General features: G+C 43.6%; 19 protein-coding genes. 13 read left to right on the top strand and 6 right to left on the bottom strand.

The window, feature by feature from the left end:
• Positions 1-8: 8 nt before the first annotated feature.
• The 3 genes from P22_RS17105 to dapA are packed head-to-tail and all read left to right on the top strand — an operon-like array spanning position 9 to position 2,498.
• Positions 9-620 carry a KpsF/GutQ family sugar-phosphate isomerase gene (locus P22_RS17105; protein ID WP_054261449.1) on the top strand — a complete coding sequence of 204 codons (612 nt, stop codon included), beginning with the start codon at positions 9-11 and terminating at the stop codon, positions 618-620.
• Positions 621-1,556 carry a phosphoglycerate dehydrogenase gene (locus P22_RS17100; RefSeq protein WP_054261448.1) on the top strand — a complete coding sequence of 312 codons (936 nt, stop codon included), beginning with the start codon at positions 621-623 and terminating at the stop codon, positions 1,554-1,556.
• A 42-nt stretch (positions 1,557-1,598) separates the two neighbouring features.
• On the top strand, positions 1,599-2,498 hold the full coding sequence (gene dapA, locus P22_RS17095; RefSeq protein WP_054261447.1) for a 4-hydroxy-tetrahydrodipicolinate synthase: 900 nt from the start codon (positions 1,599-1,601) through the stop codon (positions 2,496-2,498).
• Positions 2,499-2,738: 240 nt separating this feature from the next.
• Here the strand turns inward: dapA and P22_RS17090 are convergent, their stop codons facing one another.
• A complete protein-coding gene (locus P22_RS17090; RefSeq protein ID WP_054261446.1) occupies positions 2,739-3,521 on the bottom strand; it encodes a DeoR/GlpR family DNA-binding transcription regulator in 783 nt (260 codons plus the stop codon).
• A gap of 314 nt (positions 3,522-3,835) precedes the next feature.
• Between P22_RS17090 and P22_RS17085 the strand changes: the two genes are divergently transcribed.
• The 3 genes from P22_RS17085 (at position 3,836) to P22_RS17075 (ending at position 8,072) form a co-directional block, all read left to right on the top strand.
• A complete protein-coding gene (locus tag P22_RS17085) occupies positions 3,836-5,692 on the top strand; it encodes a PTS mannitol transporter subunit IICBA (protein ID WP_054261453.1) in 1,857 nt (618 codons plus the stop codon).
• Positions 5,693-6,055: 363 nt separating this feature from the next.
• Positions 6,056-6,337, top strand: a complete 282-nt coding sequence (locus P22_RS17080) for a metal-sensitive transcriptional regulator (protein WP_054261445.1) — start codon at positions 6,056-6,058, stop codon at positions 6,335-6,337.
• A gap of 49 nt (positions 6,338-6,386) precedes the next feature.
• Positions 6,387-8,072 (top strand): FAD-dependent oxidoreductase, encoded by a 1,686-nt coding sequence (locus P22_RS17075; protein ID WP_054261444.1) that lies wholly within the window; start codon positions 6,387-6,389, stop codon positions 8,070-8,072.
• A gap of 271 nt (positions 8,073-8,343) precedes the next feature.
• Here P22_RS17075 and P22_RS17070 read toward each other — a convergent pair whose 3' ends face one another.
• A complete protein-coding gene (locus tag P22_RS17070; RefSeq protein WP_054261443.1) occupies positions 8,344-8,589 on the bottom strand; it encodes a TIGR03905 family TSCPD domain-containing protein in 246 nt (81 codons plus the stop codon).
• A gap of 570 nt (positions 8,590-9,159) precedes the next feature.
• On the opposite strand from P22_RS17070, the gene P22_RS17060 reads away from it, so the two are divergent.
• The 4 genes from P22_RS17060 to P22_RS17045 all read left to right on the top strand — a co-directional run bounded on the left by P22_RS17060 (position 9,160) and on the right by P22_RS17045 (position 12,795).
• Positions 9,160-10,020, top strand: a complete 861-nt coding sequence (locus tag P22_RS17060) for an AraC family transcriptional regulator (RefSeq protein WP_054261441.1) — start codon at positions 9,160-9,162, stop codon at positions 10,018-10,020.
• A 103-nt stretch (positions 10,021-10,123) separates the two neighbouring features.
• Entirely contained in the window at positions 10,124-11,077 is a 954-nt protein-coding gene (locus tag P22_RS17055) for an ABC transporter ATP-binding protein (RefSeq protein ID WP_054261440.1), read from the top strand.
• Between the two features lie 2 nt (positions 11,078-11,079).
• Positions 11,080-11,829 (top strand): ABC transporter permease, encoded by a 750-nt coding sequence (locus P22_RS17050; RefSeq protein WP_156319026.1) that lies wholly within the window; start codon positions 11,080-11,082, stop codon positions 11,827-11,829.
• A gap of 321 nt (positions 11,830-12,150) precedes the next feature.
• Complete coding sequence (locus tag P22_RS17045) at positions 12,151-12,795, top strand: 4Fe-4S binding protein (RefSeq protein WP_054261438.1); 645 nt, start codon at positions 12,151-12,153, stop codon at positions 12,793-12,795.
• 389 nt (positions 12,796-13,184) lie between these two features.
• Here the strand turns inward: P22_RS17045 and P22_RS17040 are convergent, their stop codons facing one another.
• The 4 genes from P22_RS17040 to P22_RS17025 form a co-directional block, all read right to left on the bottom strand.
• Positions 13,185-14,519 (bottom strand): hypothetical protein, encoded by a 1,335-nt coding sequence (locus P22_RS17040; RefSeq protein ID WP_054261437.1) that lies wholly within the window; start codon positions 14,517-14,519, stop codon positions 13,185-13,187.
• A gap of 259 nt (positions 14,520-14,778) precedes the next feature.
• Positions 14,779-14,967, bottom strand: a complete 189-nt coding sequence (locus P22_RS17035) for a metallophosphoesterase family protein (protein WP_054261436.1) — start codon at positions 14,965-14,967, stop codon at positions 14,779-14,781.
• A 144-nt stretch (positions 14,968-15,111) separates the two neighbouring features.
• Positions 15,112-15,306, bottom strand: a complete 195-nt coding sequence (gene dmpI, locus P22_RS17030; protein ID WP_054261435.1) for a 4-oxalocrotonate tautomerase DmpI — start codon at positions 15,304-15,306, stop codon at positions 15,112-15,114.
• Positions 15,307-15,517: 211 nt separating this feature from the next.
• Positions 15,518-16,465, bottom strand: coding sequence for a sugar-binding transcriptional regulator (locus P22_RS17025; protein WP_054261434.1), 948 nt, complete (start codon positions 16,463-16,465; stop codon positions 15,518-15,520).
• 269 nt (positions 16,466-16,734) lie between these two features.
• On the opposite strand from P22_RS17025, the gene P22_RS17020 reads away from it, so the two are divergent.
• Genes P22_RS17020 through P22_RS17010 form a run of 3 tightly spaced genes read left to right on the top strand, consistent with a single transcriptional unit; the run spans position 16,735 to position 18,808 of the window.
• Positions 16,735-17,580, top strand: coding sequence for a class II fructose-bisphosphate aldolase (locus P22_RS17020; protein ID WP_054261433.1), 846 nt, complete (start codon positions 16,735-16,737; stop codon positions 17,578-17,580).
• Positions 17,581-17,600: 20 nt separating this feature from the next.
• Entirely contained in the window at positions 17,601-18,290 is a 690-nt protein-coding gene (locus P22_RS17015; protein WP_054261432.1) for a triose-phosphate isomerase, read from the top strand.
• Between the two features lie 5 nt (positions 18,291-18,295).
• Positions 18,296-18,808 carry a YjbQ family protein gene (locus P22_RS17010; RefSeq protein ID WP_054261431.1) on the top strand — a complete coding sequence of 171 codons (513 nt, stop codon included), beginning with the start codon at positions 18,296-18,298 and terminating at the stop codon, positions 18,806-18,808.
• Positions 18,809-18,927 lie beyond the last annotated feature (119 nt).

Below are 18,927 nucleotides of genomic sequence, written 5' to 3'. Positions count from 1 at the left end.
ATTAAACCATGCTAAGTGAGAAAGATGAACAAGAATTGGAGCACTTTTTGAACGCGTCACTGATGGAATTTGAGAAAATCCGCCGGAAGCTGGACAGCCGGTTTTATCAGGAGGCAGTCAGGCTGATCCTAGAGGCGGAGCAAAATAAATGCCATGTCCATATTACCGGTATTGGCAAACCGGGGCACGTCGCCGGCTATATCGCGTCCCTTTTATCGTCAACCGGGACACCGGCCTATGTGCTGCATGGTACGGAGGCGGTCCATGGTTCTGCCGGACAGGTGGTCCCCGGAGATGTGGTGATTGCCATCTCTAATAGCGGAGAAACAGAAGAGTTAAAAGCTACGATCCAAACATTAAAAAGCAATGGGGCAAGAATCATAGCGGTATCCGGTAACCCGGATTCCTGGCTGGCTAAACACGGCGACGTGTTTCTCTATGCCGGAGTGGAAGAAGAAGGAGATTCTCTCAATATGGCTCCCCGGGCTTCGATTGTTGCCGAGATCTTAGTGCTGCAGGGGTTAAGCCTGGTACTGCAAAGCAGAAAGGAACTGTCGCAGCGGCAATACCTTAAATGGCATCCGGGCGGCTCTTTGGGAAAACGAAAGGAACAATCCTAGATGGCCAAGATTTTGATTACACCACGCTCCTTTGCCCGGTATGGGGATAAGGCCGTTGCACTTATGCAGGCAAAAGGCTATGAAGTGATTGTGAATACCACCGGGAATCCTTATACGTATCAGGAATTCTGTGAGCTAGCCGCTGACGTGGAGGGCATCATTTTAGGTGTGGACAGAGTTGACGGGCCGATGTTAACAAGAGCAACGCAGTTGAAAGCCATATCCCGTTTTGGCGTGGGAATTGACAATATTGACATGGAAGCGGCAACCCGGTTGGGAATTAAAATTGCCCGGGCAGTCGGATCGAATTGCACTTCGGTGGCAGAGCTGGCAGTGGGCTTCTTCTTTGCCTTAGCCCGCCATATTGTCCAAAATGCAAATGAAGTTAAAGCTCAGCAGTGGAATAAGATATCCGGACAGGAACTGAAAGACAAGACGGTGGGAGTTCTCGGCCTGGGGGCCGTCGGCAAGGAAGTGACCCGGATTGCCCAAGGCATTGGCATGAAAGTGATTGGTTATGATCCTTATGCCAATCAAGAGGAGTGTAAAAAACAGTACCATATTGATGTAAAGTCTTTTGAGGCTGTTTTGCGGGAAAGTGACTTTGTCACACTGCACATGCCGTTGATGGAAGACACCGAATATCTCATGAATAAAACCACCTTGTCGCTGATGAAACCGACGGCTTATTTAGTAAATACGGCGAGAGGCGGTTTGGTCAATGAAGACGATCTGTATGAGGCATTGCAGGAAAAGACAATCGCAGGCGCTGCTGCGGATGTATTCTCTATAGAGCCGCCGGCAAAGGGGGCAAAGCTATTGCAGCTTGATAACTTCCTGCTGACCTCGCACATTGCTTCCTTAACGGTCAATGCGGAAATGAATACCATTGCCTTGGCTACTCATAATTTATTAAACCTATTAGATGCTATTTAACATTGCCTCTAGCGAAAAATGATACAAAATGGGAGGTTGGTTATGGAAGTAAAGGGAATTATCACAGCCATGGTTACGCCGTTTGACAACAATCAGAACATTGACGGCAATGCAACCAGGCAGTTAGTTAATAAATTGATCAATTCGGGTGTAAGCGGCATTTTTATTCTTGGTACCAATGGCGAATTTCATTTGGTAACTAATGATGAGAAGGTAGCCTTTGCCAAGGTGGTAATCGACGAAGTAAACAAGCGGGTACCAGTCTATGTCGGGACCGGGGGCAACAGTACCAGAGAAGCCGTTGCACTGTCCCAAAAGATGGAGGAACTGGGCGCAGATGCCTTATCGGTGATCACTCCTTATTTCTTAGTTCCTTCCCAACGTGAAGTGCTACAGCACTATACGGCTATCGCCGAAGCGGTAAGCATTCCTGTTGTTTTATATAACATCCCCAAGCATACCGGTATAAACCTGGAGCCGGAAACGGTAAAGGAATTGGCAAAAATAAAAAATATTGTAGCCATAAAAGACAGCAGCGGCAAGCTTGACAATATGGAAAAGTATATTAAAGTCACAGCAGAGGAAGAGTTTGCCGTATTATCGGGATCGGATTCCCTGATTTTGCCTGCGCTGAAAATCGGTGCTGCCGGGGCGATTGCCGCGACTTCCAACTTGATCCCGGAGATTGATGTTTCGATATATGAGTATTTTATAAAAGGGGAACTGGAAAAGGCTGCAAAAGCACAACAGGAAATCGAAGTGCTGCGCGCCGTTCTCAAACTGGGAACAGTTCCGTCAATCCTGAAAAAAGCGGTTCAACTGTCAGGCATCCCTGTCGGGCCGGCCAGATTGCCGGTGGCGGAACCCGGGGAAGAGGTGATCGGTAAGATCCGGGAAGTGCTGGAATACTATCAGGGTAGAGAAATTAAGTTCCATTGCTAGACACCGCCATTGGACACGAAATACTCTTCACATTTAAGTTGGTTCCATTGTGATTAATGTTTAACTGGATTAACTGCAAAACACCGGGCAGTGGCTACGACAGCCACCATCCCGGTGTTTTGTTCAGTTTTACCCAAATTCTGATGAATTTGTCAGGAGGTTAAATGCCCTTTTATTTTCCAGTTTAACAGTTAACTTCCTGCTTTTTGTTTTTCCAATACCTGTTCCTGTGTTACGAGGCTAAAGTGAATTGGCTGCCGCCTCATTTTTGGTAATAATAGTTACCCCTCTATTCGTATATTTTTCGGCCAGGACCGGTGAAAGCTGAGGGTCGGTAATAATATAATCTACCTCTTCGATTTCAGCGACTTTATTTAAGGTTACCCGGTTGAATTTATTAGAGTCGGCGATTACAAAAACTTCATCAGCGCATTTAATCATTTGCTGCTTGATCGCGACTTCTTCAATGGAAGGAGTGGTGAAACCGTAAATGAGATCAATACCGTCGACTCCCAGAAAAAGTTTATTTGCGTGGAACTGTTTTAACATAGTTAACGTCCAATCTCCGACCAAGGCTTGACTTTGGCAACGATTGTAACCGCCGGCAACAATAAAGCGAATGTCCGGTTTTTGGCTCAAAGCGGTTATGGCACATACCGAATTGGTGATAACGGTTAGATCTTTTTGATTCAGGTGGGCTATCGTTTGCAACGTGGTCGTTCCCGAGTCGATGATGACCGTATCGCCATCATTTAGAAAAGAGGCTGCCAATTTGCCGATATATTTTTTTTCTTCAGAAGCCAGGGCTTCTTTCTGGGGAAAGGGAGGCTCAAAATTGCTGGAATGGCTTAGTATTGCCCCGCCGCGGGTTCTTTTTAAAGAGCCTTGCTGCTCTAAATCCTGCAAATCCCGCCGTATAGTTGCTTCGGATACCGGCAGAGACTCCGTAAGCTGGTTGACAGTGACCCGGTGTTGATCCTGCAGAATGTCCAATATCCTTTTTTTTCTCTCTTCTACAAACATGGTAAAATTCCATCCTTAATCAGAATTATTGATTATTGATGCAAAAAAATGATTGGTTTTGATTGTAACTTCATTATAGTTTCGAACAGATAGTCTTGTCAATCCTTATATTAAAAAGAAAGCTGTATTTTTAGAATTTTTTAAAAAGAACAAAATTAATCATTGACAATCAATTATAATCATTTTATCATGTGGTTATGAACATGTTTGATCAAAAAGATGCAAAAAAGGAGTGGCTTTATGATCATAATGTAGTGTAAAGAGAAAGCTGCAATCATTCATTGAAGCTGGAGGAGAGAATCGTTGTGAGCATAATGCAAGAAAGAATTCAAAAATTTGGTAGTTTTTTAAGCGGTATGGTTATTCCTAACATCGGTGCTTTTATTGCATGGGGATTAATTACGACATTATTCATTCCGACCGGATGGACACCTAATGAAGAGCTGGCTAAGCTGGTTGGTCCGATGATCCTCTATTTATTGCCCTTATTGATTGGTTATACAGGAGGAAGACTGGTTGGCGGTCCGCGGGGGGCTGTTCTGGGTGTCATTGCTACGATGGGGATTGTTGTAGGGGCCAAAATGCCGATGTTTTTAGGTGCTATGGTGATGGGACCGCTCGGCGGTTTCATTATCAAGAAATTCGATCAGGCAATTGAGGGGAAAATTCCGGCGGGTTTTGAAATGCTGGTCAATAATTTTTCAGCAGGGATAATCGGAGCCGTTATGGCGGTATTGGCTTATCTGGGAGTAGGACCCGTCGTACAATCCTTGAATCTTGTATTGAAGACAGGCGTTGAGTCCATAGTCAGTGCCGGTATACTTCCTTTTGCTGCCATATTTATTGAACCGGCTAAAATATTATTCTTAAATAATGCGATCGATCATGGGGTTTTGGGGCCGCTTGGAGTTGAACAAGCCAAAGAGGCAGGCAAGTCCATCCTGTTTTTACTGGTGACCAACCCGGGCCCGGGACTTGGTGTGCTGCTGGCTTATTGGGCCTTTGCCAAAGGAGCATCCAAAGAATCGGCTCCCGGCGCCATTATTATTCATTTTTTAGGTGGAATTCATGAACTGTATTTCCCCTATGTGCTGATGAATCCCATTTTGGTCTTGGCGGTTATCGCCGGCGGTGCCAGCGGTATATTGACATTTACCCTGTTTCATGTAGGACTGGTAGCCACGCCGTCTCCCGGCAGTATCTTTGCCTTAATGGCTATGACGCCTAAAGGAGGGCATTTGGGTGTATTGGCCGGTGTACTGATTGCTACAGTCGTATCCTTTGTCATTTCCGCTTATTTCGTAAAACGGGCTGCTGTTCATGTTGACGATTCTGATTTGGAAAGTGCCAGGGAGAAGATGCAGGCGTTTAAGCATGTCAAATTACATAAGAGCATTAGCAAAATTGTTTTTGCCTGTGATGCGGGTATGGGGTCTTCGGCGATGGGAGCCAAAATGCTGGAACGAAAACTCAAGCATGCCGGATTTGATTTGGAAGTGGTAAATTATCCGGTTGATCAGATACCACAAGACGTAGAAGTGGTTGTTACTCATGAAAGCCTGACGTCCAGGGCGAAAAAGACGGTGCCCCAGGCGCAGCATATATCGGTGAAAGACTTTTTAGATGATTCTATTGCCAAAGGCATGATTGAGCTGTTGCAGCAGGCCGGAACAGAAAAGAATAGTGCGGTACCCGAAATCGCAGCCGGGAAAATAATTGCTGAAGTTACCATTACGGCGAAAGTTCTGGAGAAAAAGAACATTAAGCTGGGATTAAAGTCAGTGGACAAATGGGAAGCCATAAAGATGGCCGGAAGGCTTCTCGTCCAAAGCGGTTATGTGGAAGAAGAGTATATCGAAGCTATGTTGCAGCGGGAAAAGGATTTAACCACCTATATAGGCAAGGGAATTGCCATTCCGCACGGTGTCAATGGTGCCAAGGAAAAGGTCAAAAAATCCGGGATCGTATTGTTGCAATTCCCGGACGGCATCGACTTTGGCGAAGGAACAGCCTATATCCTGATCGGCATAGCCGGTGTAGGCAATGAACATATGGAGATTATCTCAAATTTGGCGGGATCAATTGTGGAAGACGGAGGTGAAAAACTGGAACAATTAAAAAACACCCGGGATGTGGACTGTGCTTACCATATTATGACCACTAACGGATGAGGTAAAGAGAGGTCTCTTAAAATCATACATTTTTAGTCATGTAAGCAAAAAGGACCATGAATACGATTCTAAGCGAAAACGGCTACCTCAGATAGCATTCGGGCGATGCTTGGGGAAAACGAAAGGAACAATCTATAGTATGTGAACATAACGGAATAGGGTAAGAGAAAAAGGATACTACTAACAGTAATATCCTTTTTCTCTTACCCTAAGCTTCTTGTTTTTAATACAGTTCAACATAACAAAAGGGCTTTAGAGAAATTAGTAAAGTTTATTTTATGGCGGGGATTGATTTTAGGCAGGTACTGGGTTATATTAATAATAAACCCTCCCCCTTATGGGAGGGGTATGGAGGTGGGATTTATGACGAATGAAGAGTTAAAGAAAAGTGTGCGGCAACGTTTAGGTACGATCAAGGGGCATGTTGCCGGTATTGAGAGAATGGTGGATGAAAACAAAAATTGTGAGGAGATTCTTCTCCAATTAAGCGCTATCACGGGCGCAGTGAGCAAACTAAGTGCTCATATTCTTGAAAATTATACAGAGGCATGTCTGGAAGAAGCCCGAATCGCCGATGACAAAGTGCGTCAGCGAATTGAGAATTTAACTAAAATGATGCTTAGCATGGTAAGAAAGTCAAGCTAACTTTAGTTTTTAAGTGAATAATTTTAGTAATCATTCGGGAGGGATCATTGTGAAAAAAATCGTGGTGATTGGTGGTGTGGCAGCCGGGTTGAAAGCTGCCGCAAAGGCGCGCAGGTGCGACCCTGAGGCTGGCATTACCGTGCTGGAAAGAGGCGAAATCATTTCTTACGGTGCCTGCGGCATGCCCTATTACGTAAGCGGCGACGTGCATGACATTGAAGATTTAATGAAGACGCCGGTGGGAATTGTGCGCAGCCCTGGATACTTTAAAAATGTGAAGGACATTGTGGTATTGACTCAAACGGAAGCCACTGCAATTGACCGGCAAGCTAAAACAGTAAAAGTGAAAAAGCTTGCCACCGGCGAAACCGATAGCATACCGTATGATCAATTGGTGATCGCCACAGGGGCTTCGGCCATCAAACCGCCGCTAACGGGAGTGGAACTGGGAAATATTTATACGCTTTGGCACCCTGATGATGCGAGAGCCATACAGCAGGGACTCGGAAAGGGAACGTTCAAGCATGCCGTAATCATCGGAGCAGGCCTGGTAGGGATGGAAATGGCCGAGGCGTTGACGAAAAGGCAACTGGAAGTGACTGTAGTAGAAATGAAGGAACAGCTATTCCCTGCCTTTCTTGACCCGGAAATAGCGGGAATAGCCGCCAAGTATGCGGCAGAAAAAGGAATCAAGCTGTTGACCGGCGAAAAAGTCGAACGGTTTATTGGCGAGACGAACGTAACTGGGGTTGCGACGGATAAACACATGATTCCTGCCGATCTTGTTGTACTGGCAATGGGAGCGCGCCCCAATGCAGAACTGGCTAAGGCGGCAGGCCTGGCGATCGGTGCAACCGGAGCTATTGTGGTGGATGACGAAATGCGTACCAGCGATCCGGATATTTTTGCAGGCGGCGACTGTGTGGAAAACATCAATATAATCTCGGGACAAAAAGTGTTTGCCCCTATGGGATCTACGGCCAATAAGCACGGCCGGGTCATCGGCGAAAATCTGTGCGGCGGGCATGTCAAATTTAGAGGGACACTCAATACGGTGGTTGTGAAATTACACGATCTTACGGTGGGAAAGACCGGGCTGAGCGAACGGGATGCCAAGCAACTCGGTTATGAGTATATTACCGCCATGGTTGCCGGTCCGGATAAGCCCCACTATATGCCCGGCGCTAAACTGATCACTATAAAGCTAATTGCCGAGGCTAAAACCGGTAAAGTTCTTGGAATTCAGGCCGTCGGCGAAGGCGAAGTAGCCAAACGCGTGGATGTGGTGGCGGCAGTGCTGACCCTCGGCGGGACTATTGATGATTTGTTTGCTATCGATCTATCCTATGCGCCGCCTTATAACTCGCCGATTGACAATGTAGCGGTAGCGGCCAATGCGGTCATGAATAAACTGGCCGGCAAGCTAAAAGGTATTTCTTCTCTGGCGGCTAAGGAGAAAATGACAGCGGAACAAACGATTTTCCTCGATGTGCGTACTCCGGACGAATGCAAGCAAATCCGTCTGGCTGACTGCCCGAATATCAAATATATCCCGCTAGGGCAACTGCGCAGCCGGCTGGCGGAATTGAACAAAGACGATGAAATTGTGGCGTTTTGCAAAATCAGTCTGCGGGGCTATGAGGCAGAAGGAATTTTGGAAGGTGCAGGCTTTGAAAATGTTAAGGTTATGGAAGGCGGCGTTGTAGCCTGGCCATTTTCGTATGAAAAAGGCTAAAGGGACAAGCTGATGTAATAAAAGTGTTATACTAGCATCCTCTTTATTTTGTGGATTGTTTGCATTGCATGAATGGGGAAGGCGCATCCAGGATGATATAAAGTCATTTCCGATGCGCCTTATTGATTTTATTTAGTGCCCGCCGCAGCCATGACCATGGCCGTGATCGTCATGGTCATGGTCGCAGGCGTTGCCGGAGTCGACAAGTTCGCCGTGCAAGTATAAAGTTTTCCTCCGGCTAAAGGAATGGCAATTCATATTAACTATCAGGTTAATCTTTTCCGGCAATCCGTTCCAATGCCCGTGCCAGTTGGTCGGTACAAGAGGTCTGATTGCGGCAGAGGTTACCTTTGAATTTGGCAATGACTTCTTCCACCGGCATTCCTTCGATTAACTTACTGATGGCATTTAGATTTCCCCGGCAACCGCCAATAAATTTTACATTTTTCACAAGGCCGTTTTCGATGTCAAAGTGAATCTCCTTGCAGCACACGCCGCGCGGGATATATTTGGTCATCATCCTGGACTCCTTTAAATATGTAATTAGTGAAATAGCCTTCATTCCGCCGGAAAGTTATTTCCGTCCTGATTGTTTAAATGGCTGGCAAGGGCTTGCCAGTGTGTTTGCAGCTCCTCGTTAACATGATTTTCCGTTAGTTTCAATACGGTCTTATCCGATTGTATAGCCTTGCGAAAGGCATCGCTGTAAGAGATTTGTCCGAAGGCAGGAATGTTTTGGCTATGGCACCAACTTATCATATGCCTGGTATTTTCTTTATGCAACCGTATTTTTGTTGATATACGGGCGTAAGGTATTCAGAGTGGCTTTCGCATCTGGCATATACCAGGCGTTTTGGGACGACAGGAAATGCTTAATTACCTTTTCAGAATACAGGGGAGACCTCCTTTGGGATCATTTTATGAAATATATTTCATAATTAATATAATACTGTGCGGTGAATGTCAAGAAAAGAAATGCCCGCGTCATCAACGTAAACCCATTCCAGTAGAATTTACAAAACTGGACACCAAAAGAGAAGATATGTATTTTTTATTGTGCTAAACTTTATCGCAAGGAGGTGATGGTGTGGAGTGGTTAAAGCAACTAAGCCGAGCGATTGATTATATAGAAAGCAATTTAACAGGTGATATTTCTTATGATGAGGCTGCTAAAATCGCCTGTTGTTCAACTTATTATTTTCAACGAATGTTTTCTTATGTAGCCGGTATTCCTTTATCAGATTATATTCGTCGCAGGAGAATGACAAAAGCTGCTTATGAGTTACAAATAAGCAAAGCTAAGATTATGGATATTGGCTCAAAGTACGGTTATGCTTCACCAACATCATTTAATCGTGCATTTCAAGCTGTCCATGGTGTCGCCCCAATTGTTGCACGGATAGAGGGGACAATATTAAACGCTTATCCACGCCTTAGTTTCTCTATTAAAGTCACTGGAGGTGAAAGTATGAGGTATCGAGTTGAAACAAAAGACCCTATTAGAATTGTTGGAGTCAGAGTTGAATTGCAAGAGGATCAAGAACAAAACTTTGAAATTGCTCCTAAGTTCTGGGATAGAACTCTCAAAAGCAACGTAGTTTCAGAAATTTGCAAATTAGCAAACAAACAACCGCAAGGTATTTTAGGTGTTACCGTATATCAAAATCCAGAGGAAATTTATTACTACATTGCAGCTTCAACCGATAAAGCTGTTCCAGAGAATTTACAGGCATATGAAATTCCAGCAGCTACATGGGTCATTTTTGAGGGTGATGGACACTTTCAAGAATCCATTCAAACAATATTTAAACGATTTCTTACAGAATGGCTTCCATTTTCTGGCTATGAATATGCTCAATTGCCGGATATAGAAGTTTATCCTATAAACGATCTAAATGTAAGAAGCGGACATTCCGAAGTTTGGATTGCAGTTAAGAAAGCAAAATAATACAGTTATAGAGGGGGAAAAATGAATTATACGTTTGAAATAAAAGGCAATCCCAATAAGTATATTACAGAAATCCAGTTCCCGCTAAAAGAGGGGTGCTAGAATGCTGGCAATTGAAATTGAAAAATTGGTTAAACAGTATAACAATGGCATCAGAGCTTTAGACAATTTAAATCTTAAAGTAAATAGGGGAGAGATTTTTTCTTTGCTGGGCCCGAACGGTGCGGGAAAGTCTTCTTTAATTAATATTCTGACGACATATTACAAACCTACATCTGGCAATGTAACTATGCTGGGAAGAGATCTATACAAAGATCCTTCCTGGATCCGCACACAGATTGCTTGTGTTTCCCAACATATATCCATTGATGCACACTTGACGCTTATGGAAAATATGCTGTTTCAAAGTAGGTTGTACAAAGTAGATGCACAAATAGCCAAAAAACGAATAGCCGCTTTGATTGAAACTTTTGACCTTTCCGGATATGTGAAGTACCCAACGGCATCTTATTCGGGCGGAGTGAAGCGCCGGCTGGATATTGCTATGAATATGGTTTCTTCCCCTAAAATTTTGTTTTTGGATGAACCCACAGTAGGTATGGATGTTCAGTCCCGACATACTATGTGGAAAATTATTCAAAAAATTCGGGATGAATATGAAACAACTATTTTTCTGACAACCCATTATCTTGAGGAAGCGGACCAACTGAGCGATACCATTTGCATCATGAAAGACGGAAAAGAATTAGCCCAGGGGACTCCCGGCAGTTTACGCAGTTACACTAGGCAAAATATGCTTCGCATCGCATTTCCCAGTGTCGAAGAAGCAAGAAAATACAAAGATGCCCTTGACAACACCGGACTTGTTAAGTTTACCAGTGTGCGGGATAATGCTGCTTTTGCAGGCGTAAATGACAGCAGAACAGCTTTTACAGCTGTAAACAAGTGGCTTTTGGATCAGCAGGTAGAGTTTGACGCAATCGAAATTGTAGAACCCAGCCTGGAAGATGTCTTTTTGACATTAACCGGTTCTGAGGAAAACAGAAGGGAGAATTGAACGTGCTGAATATTTTGTGGCGAAATATAAAGTGGCGTTTTCAAAACCCTGTTTCCATTGCAATTACAATATTGCAACCGCTTATTTGGCTTGTTTTATACAGCGCTGTTGCCGGACAGGCAATGAAGAATATGGGAATCGGCAATTACGTTGCTTTTATTCTACCCGGCATCATAGTACTCGTTACCCTTGCCGCCTGTTGTAGCGGAGGTATGATTAATTTCATTATGAAATCCAACGGCAGCTTTTACAGAATACTGATCGCCCCTGTGAGTAGAAGCTCTATCGTGTTAGGACAAATGCTGGAAGCAATACTTGTTTCCTTTTTGGAGGTAGCAATTTTATGCGCTGTTAGCCTCTTTTTTTCGGTGACTGTGGCGTCGGGTATTGCCGGGGTCGTGCTCATGATATTATTAATCTTTATGACAGCGTTTTTCGTGTCAGGACTTACCTATTCCATTAGTCTCTTTTTGCCAAATGAAATAATTTACGAGACAATAATGAACGCGATCATACTACCCGTCTTCTTTTTGAGTTCGGCTCTTTTTCCATTTGAAAGCTTGTCTGGAGGATTGAAGATTGCCTTGATGCTCAATCCATTTACACATATTATCAACGCTCTACGCAGGTTGATATTTGGAGAAACGATCTTGTTTTGGGATGTTCTGCCTGTCATTGCGCTATTTGCAGTAATGTGTTGTGGAAGCTTTGCCCTGGCAATGTGGAGACTTAAAAAGGAGATTACTCACTAATGTGATCATAGTAATGAGAGGATATTCTGATACAATATTTCTTATTGCTTTTTAAAATGAGGTGATTTATAATAAATGATACCACCCCCCTGCGGGTAGGGGTTGGCCGCATGGAAGTGACGTAGTTCTTTTTCAGAGTAGGCTTTTTCTCGTTTATGCTGATTGGAGCACAGAGTGGATAGTGGAGATGTGGCTGGTTTATTGCGCCGGTGTGGATTTATCAATGTTCAGCAGATGGCCGTGAATGCCGAGATGTATACAGTGATAGCCGACAAAGAAAAATAGGGGACCAATCCAGAAAATGACGAAAGGGGAACAGCCATGAGTAAACGCCTCCGGCCTTATTTATTTTGGATTTTATTAGTATTTTTATCTGTCGGGCTAGTTTATCCCGCGGTCGGCATCATTGCCTTAACATGTATGATTGCGCCTGTTGCTGTTGCGCCGTTTCGGGGGCGGTACTGGTGCGGCAATTACTGCCCGCGGGGCAGCTTCTATGATCATGTTCTGGCAAAGCTATCGCCTAAGCGGAAAATTCCCGCGTTCTTTTCCCATACTGCCTTTCGCGCGTTTATGGTTTTATTCATCATCTCCGTCTTTACAGTGCAAATGGTTTATGCCTGGGGAAACTGGGCGGCCATGGGCAGGGTGTTTGTGTGGATCATTTTAATTACGACGATAGTGGGTATTGTTTTAGGGCTGGTTTATCACCAGCGGGCCTGGTGTTCTTTTTGCCCGATGGGGACACTGGCCAGTTGGATTAGTCGGCGAAAAAAGCCATTTCCATTAGCGGTGGAAAATTCTTGTGTTGGTTGCAAGCTTTGTACAAAAGCCTGCCCGATGCAACTGGCGCCTTATGCGGCAAAGGGCAGCGCCGGGGGCTTTCAACATAGCGATTGCCTGAAATGTGATCGCTGTGTCGAGCGTTGTCCCAAGCAAGCCTTGCAATTTAACAGCCGAAGGTGAAATCAACCGGGAAGACTTTGAAAAGACGAAACAGGCACTATTATAGCTGCAAAAACACCGGGACAGTGGTTGCAACAACCATCGTCCCGGTGTTTTGTTCAGGTTTTATCCCAATCTTCTAATGAATAAGGTAAATCACTGTAGGATTGGTCCGCTTTTTTCTGGTTTTTAGTGGTTAGTTCACTTGGTGAGAGGCGCAGATCTTGTCAATCCAGGCAAAGAGTTCATTCAGGTCGTAATCTCCACCGTGCCCTTGACCCCAAGGTATTGCGAAGTCAACGTCGAATCCTGCTAAACAGGCTCGTGATCATAAAAGCAACTGCAAAGAGGAAAGGCTTAACTTATTCTGACGATGGTTTTCATTTTGATCATTTAAGTTGGTAGTTAGATCAATTTCTGGGCATTAATTTACCACCGTCTTTTAACGTAAAGGTCTTATGACCTAGCCATTTATTGGAATCTTCGGATGCGTTGTAATAAATCGTAAAACCATTATCATCTATATTGGATAAGGTGGTGTCATCATCGATTAAAGTTGTTAAATAAGAAGTTCCAGTTACGTTCCATTTACTGGACTTATCTAGTTTTAGTTCCACTGATTTAGCAGTATTATCCGCATTTATAGAACCATTCCATGTTGAATTATTTTGCAGGTTAAGTTTGACCATACTGATTTTATCAGAAATAATATTACCATCAAGAGTTTGATCGTTGGCAGTAAATGTTGCCATTGCTCCATTGGCTCCAGGTGTTCCCCATTTGCCTGCTCCAACTGACAATAGGGTTCCTGTGGTAGAAGTAAGCTTCACATTTTTTAGGCTGATATTTGCTTCAGTATTGGTAATGTAAAATAGAGGACCAGTTTCTGCAGAGAGAGACCCTCCGTCCATTGTAAAATGGCTTGTACCAACTTCTGCGTCACCGGAGAAACTCTGGTACATCATAACTCCCCAATTTTTTTTACCGGATAATGTGGTGTTTTTTAAAGTGATCGAGTTTTTTCCTTCAACTACAGCTGCTTCTGATCCAGTAGCAATAAGTTGTGCATTGGTAACGGCAATATCTCCTGTTGAATAAATCCCGGGTGAACCTTCTCCGGATGTTTTCATAGAACCACCTGTCACATTTATGGTTCCGTTGCCCCGATCCGTTGCGATGGCTGCACTATGCATTCCTTCTGTAGTAATATTAACATTTGTAGCATTTACGGTACCGGTTAGTGTTGCATCTAAACCGCGAGAGGAGTTTGCAGAGGTATGAATATTGACGTCAGAGACATTAATTTCTGAACCCGTACCTGTTGCGAAAATGGCGTTGGCTCCTTCTCCGGTTGTTGTTATTGTACTGTCTTTCAAGTTTATTTTGCTGCCCGACTCTGCTAATATTGCAGCGTTGAGGCCGTAAAAGTTACTTTCTTCCTCAGAAGAAGTAATGCCAGTCGTAACAATTATTGAATTCGACAGATTTAAAACACCACTTTTGGCAACTTTGATCCCGGATTCATTCTTATTTGGGGCATTAATTGTCTGTTTAGTCTTAGTTACAGTCGTACCGATTTGAGTATATAAAGCACTAGTTTCTGTTTGAGGTTGAGTGGAAGGTGGTTCTCCTTGTTCAGGAAGAACCCATTCGGAAATTTCTTGAGCGTTCTGGGCTGAAGCATTTATAGAAAAGCATAATACTAATACGAAAATCAAGAATAGTTTAAAAGTACTTTTTCTCATCTGATCATTCCTTTCGTTTACTGTTTTATAAGAAACTATAAATATATTCATAAGATTTAGTATAGTTTTTCTTTGTTACAGAATGGTTACAGTTTATTTACAGTGGAATGAATTTAGTAAGATAAAAGAAAATGTCAGGGAGCAATGGGCATTTCTTTTTAAAGAAAACTTTACTCCTGAACAACTAATCCAATTTAGGGATTTAATTAAAAACATGTTGGATTCTAAACTATTTAAAAAGGAAAATCCTCTAAAATATCTAGGCATTGTGTGCTAATCCCCAGACACCGGTGAAGTTGAAATGATCCTGTAAATACTTCAGAACCCATATATTGCCGTAATCACCCGCATGGACCACCAGGTCTGCTTTATGCAATGTATCAGTTAATGCATTCAATTGTCCGGAGTTTTTCTTGAGGTGTGTATCCGAAATAATAGCCACTTTCATGAAGGCACGCTCCTGATAGGAATCTATCCGTTGTTTCGTTTTAGACACAACTTCACATGGATTGTTCTTTTTTAATTCTATAAACAAGGAAAAGCCGAGGATTTTTTGTTCCCGGCTTTTGCTGTTTCTGTCGTTATAACCTTTTTACTTTTTAGGATGCCTTTCTGACAACATGGTTCCGCCAACGCCGATATTGTCTGCAGGATTCTCCTTGATTAAAACAACAAAGGCTTCCTGGGGTATCTGCATAATGCGACTTGCGGTTTGCGATAAATCCAGTATCAGACCGCGCTTTTGTTCTTTGCTGAGCTGGGAACCTTCCACAGTGATTACGGGCATAATTTAGCCTCCTTCTGCTCAATTTTCACGAACATGTTGTTTTATTTGACGTAGGTGAAGGGGTTTCCTTTGCTTTCGGTATTATGGACAAAATTATGATATTGCATACAAATAGGCTACAGTCTCCGGCTGGCTATGGCCCGCCGGACTTTTTTGCAGATTGCCGGTAATGCGGTCGGGCTGCCGCAGCATGTCTCCCACGTAATGTACATTACGATTCACATAACAACAACGCAGTTTCTTCATCGGTAAACAGTGCGTTTATCAATTTTCCCTTTAGTGCGGCTTTGATAATGCCGGCTTTATGCTCACCTGTTGCAATACCGATGATGTCGCGGGCATTTTCTTTCATTTTAAGGAAATTAACCTTAATAATCCGTTCCGTTACGTCGGTATGGATAATGTTGCCGTTATTATCTAAAAAATGCAAAGCGACATCGCCCACGCAGCCGGCTTCGAGCAATTCCTGGGCCGCATCCGGCTGAATGATATTATGCTTAATTAAATTGCTGTGGGCAATGCTTCCAAGACCGACGATGTGAATATGGGCAGATTCTCCCAGCTTCAATATTTCGCTTGACTGAGGATTGGAAATAATTGCATTATATTCCTCAGCGCTATGGCAAAATGCCGGTGCGTGCAGTAAATAGGCAGTCCCATGGATGGTTTCAGCCAGTTGGTGGGCGCCGTAATTTGCCCAGAAACCAAGGCTGGTGCCAAAGCTGCCTGCCAGAGGAACAATTTTAATATCAGGCAGTTTTAGCGGCACGATGTGCTTGACCGTGGTTGAGACCGACTCGCCCCAGCCGATGCCGATGGTATCATGAGGCCGGATTCTTGAAATAAAGTAATGTGCCGCAGCTTTAGCGGTATTTTCTCTGGTGTTTCCAAAGGACGAATTTACAACGCAAACTTTTTCAATTCCGTAGAGTTCCATCAGCCGGCTTTCGAGTTGGGGATTGCCTACCGAAGGGGAGTTGATTTCAATTTTGACAATATTCATTTCTTCCGCGCGGGTTAACAGTTTTGATACCCAGGGCCGTGAAATATCCAGTTTCTCAGAGATTTCCTTTTGCGACAGCTTACTTATATAGTATAAATTGGCAACCAGCTCTATTTTATCCGTCATAGAGTAGTTTTCATATTTATTATTATTCATTATAGTAACTCCTCTAACTGCCTTTTCCGCTTCAGTATATATTAAATATTTTTTCATGTCAAAGCCGGATCGAAACAAACAATCAGGCAAAACTGAAAATTCACGAAAAACTTGACAAATGATTTATAAGGGATATAATTAAAAGCAAGAAGAACAAAATTAATTAATAGGCACATAGGTGCCTTACGCATTATAATGAACAAATGTTCATTATAATGAACTAAAGTTCAAGGCGTACTTCACACTTTGCAGATAGGGAGGTATAAACCATGCTAGTTACGTCAAAAGAATTATTTGCGGTCGCACAAAAAGAAAGGTTTGCCATTCCGGCTCCCAATTTTATTGACCTTGACTGGCTGAAATGGCACATCGAAGTGGCTGAAAAGCTGAATTTGCCTGTTATTGCAGCACTGGCAGAGAGCCATTTAGGTGAGAGCATATCCCTTGAAGAAGCTGCCGTTATGGGTAAAAGGTACGCAGAAGCGGCCAAGGTCCCGGTAGTTTTGCATTTGGATCACGGGACAACTCCCGCCGTCATCAAGAGAGGCATCGACTTAGGATTTTCGTCAGTCATGATTGATGCTTCACAGTGCGATTTTCAAGCGAATGTGGAAAGGACAAAAGAAATTATCGACTATGCTCATCCCAGAGGAGTCGTAGTAGAAGCGGAAATCGGCCATGTAGGTTCGGGTGAGAATTATGAAAACCATGAATTAAGTGATTCCATATATACCACAGTAGAAGAAGCACGAAATTTTATTGAAGCGACAAACGTCGATTCGTTGGCTATCTCCATTGGTACGGCGCATGGGATGTATACAGGGCGGCCGATAATCAGCTTTGACCGTCTGAAAGAAATTGCTGCAGCCATTGACATTCCGTTAGTTTTGCATGGAGGATCTTCCTCCGGAGATAATAATTTAAAAAAATGCGCGCAAAACGGTATTGCAAAAATTAATATTTTTTCTGATTTTTTAAATGCAGCCATGGATGAAATCAACCGGAAAAAACCGGGCAATTACCTGGAAGTGAAAAGCAGTGCCAAAACCGGTACCCAGAATTGCCTTAAACACTATTATTCCGTTTTTGAAACCAGAACAGTTTCCATTAATTAATACAAGTGAGGAGGGAGAATATGAATAAGAAGCAGATAAAGACACCGTTTCTTATTGTCAATCCGAAAGCTTATATTTATGGTGAAGAAAGTCTGGAGTTAGCAATGGCTACGGATAAATTAGCCCAGGAATATGATCTGGACATCATGTTTACGGCGCAATTGGTGGATATTCCGGCTATCGTAAAAAACACTTCGCAGCTTATTGTCACGGCTCAGCATATGGATGGCATTGTTCCCGGGCGAGGGATGGGCCGCATCCTGCCGGAAGCATTAAAACATGCGGGGGTTGAGGCCGTCATATTAAATCATGCGGAGAAACCTTTGGCGTTGTGCGATTTAGACAGGACCATGCGAAGGGCTGACGAGGTAGGGATTATTACGGTGGTTTGCGCGGATACCGTGCAGCAGTGCAAAGCCATCGCTCATTTAAAACCGGATGTGATGATTTGTGAACCTACCAGTCTGATTGGTACAGGCAATACCAGTGATGATGAATATATCCGTATAACCAATGATGCCGTGAAATCAATTGATCCTTCTATTTTGATTATTCAGGCGGCCGGAGTCAGTACCGGGGATGATGTATACCGGGTAATTACACAAGGCGCCCATGGCAGTGGCGGAACCAGTGGCATACTGAATGCGCCGAGCCGGAAAGGAAAAATAGTTGAAATGCTGCAAGCATTAAAAAAAGCCAAGAAAGGATGAGAGAAATGATTGTTTATGGAGACAGCTTAGTTGTTACATCGAATGGAAACCGGCCTTCCTATCATGAAATTACCAGTGAGGTTCGCCGGGTGATTGCTGAAAGCAAGGTTCAGGACGGAATTGTCGTAGTAGCCACTCCCCATACCACCTGTTCCATATTTTTCGAAGAGTATATGCATGATAAAAATTACAACGGCGATGAAGTTATTCAGGTGGATTTGAATAACGTGATGGATAAAATTATCCCCCGCTGCGTAACCGAAGGCCAGTACCGCAGTCCGGGACCGGAGCACACGAAATTCGCCATGGGGCTTAACGATCCGAATTATCCGCCTGACCCCGGTACATTGCTTAACACGGATGCGCATCTTCGCGCTTCGCTCATTGGTTCCAGCGCGACCTTTGTCATTAGGGAAGGCAAGCTCATGACCGGCACTGTCGGATATATCTATTTTGTGGACTGGGATCAAAACAGGGTTCGTAACAGAAATATCTATATACAAGTGTTGGGCAAATAACCTTCGACTGGTTTAAAATGACTATGGATTTACAGGCTGTACTGAAATCAGTGCAGCCTTTTTTATATTGGCAGACGATTGGCGTGGTCCCAGCTGCTAATGCCATTTTTTATATGTAA

The sequence above is a fragment of the Propionispora sp. 2/2-37 genome (genome assembly GCF_001298735.1).
In the GTDB taxonomy this organism is placed as follows: domain Bacteria; phylum Bacillota; class Negativicutes; order Propionisporales; family Propionisporaceae; genus Propionispora.
Note: the sequence above shows the minus strand (reverse complement) of the source record. Positions and strands in the feature narration are given on the sequence as shown.

Bases quoted from the DNA above. Each gene is read 5' to 3' on its own strand.
- P22_RS17040 (WP_054261437.1), bottom strand. From the start codon at position 14,519: ATGAGAAAAAGTACTTTTAAACTATTCTTGATTTTCGTATTAGTATTA.
- P22_RS17025 (WP_054261434.1), bottom strand. From the start codon at position 16,465: ATGAATAATAATAAATATGAAAACTACTCTATGACGGATAAAATAGAG.
- dmpI (WP_054261435.1), bottom strand. From the start codon at position 15,306: ATGCCCGTAATCACTGTGGAAGGTTCCCAGCTCAGCAAAGAACAAAAG.
- P22_RS17045 (WP_054261438.1), top strand. From the start codon at position 12,151: ATGAGTAAACGCCTCCGGCCTTATTTATTTTGGATTTTATTAGTATTT.
- P22_RS17090 (WP_054261446.1), bottom strand. From the start codon at position 3,521: ATGTTTGTAGAAGAGAGAAAAAAAAGGATATTGGACATTCTGCAGGAT.
- dapA (WP_054261447.1), top strand. From the start codon at position 1,599: ATGGAAGTAAAGGGAATTATCACAGCCATGGTTACGCCGTTTGACAAC.
- P22_RS17105 (WP_054261449.1), top strand. From the start codon at position 9: ATGCTAAGTGAGAAAGATGAACAAGAATTGGAGCACTTTTTGAACGCG.
- P22_RS17055 (WP_054261440.1), top strand. From the start codon at position 10,124: ATGCTGGCAATTGAAATTGAAAAATTGGTTAAACAGTATAACAATGGC.
- P22_RS17015 (WP_054261432.1), top strand. From the start codon at position 17,601: ATGAATAAGAAGCAGATAAAGACACCGTTTCTTATTGTCAATCCGAAA.
- P22_RS17070 (WP_054261443.1), bottom strand. From the start codon at position 8,589: ATGACCAAATATATCCCGCGCGGCGTGTGCTGCAAGGAGATTCACTTT.
- P22_RS17080 (WP_054261445.1), top strand. From the start codon at position 6,056: ATGACGAATGAAGAGTTAAAGAAAAGTGTGCGGCAACGTTTAGGTACG.
- P22_RS17100 (WP_054261448.1), top strand. From the start codon at position 621: ATGGCCAAGATTTTGATTACACCACGCTCCTTTGCCCGGTATGGGGAT.
- P22_RS17085 (WP_054261453.1), top strand. From the start codon at position 3,836: ATGCAAGAAAGAATTCAAAAATTTGGTAGTTTTTTAAGCGGTATGGTT.
- P22_RS17035 (WP_054261436.1), bottom strand. From the start codon at position 14,967: ATGAAAGTGGCTATTATTTCGGATACACACCTCAAGAAAAACTCCGGA.
- P22_RS17010 (WP_054261431.1), top strand. From the start codon at position 18,296: ATGATTGTTTATGGAGACAGCTTAGTTGTTACATCGAATGGAAACCGG.
- P22_RS17020 (WP_054261433.1), top strand. From the start codon at position 16,735: ATGCTAGTTACGTCAAAAGAATTATTTGCGGTCGCACAAAAAGAAAGG.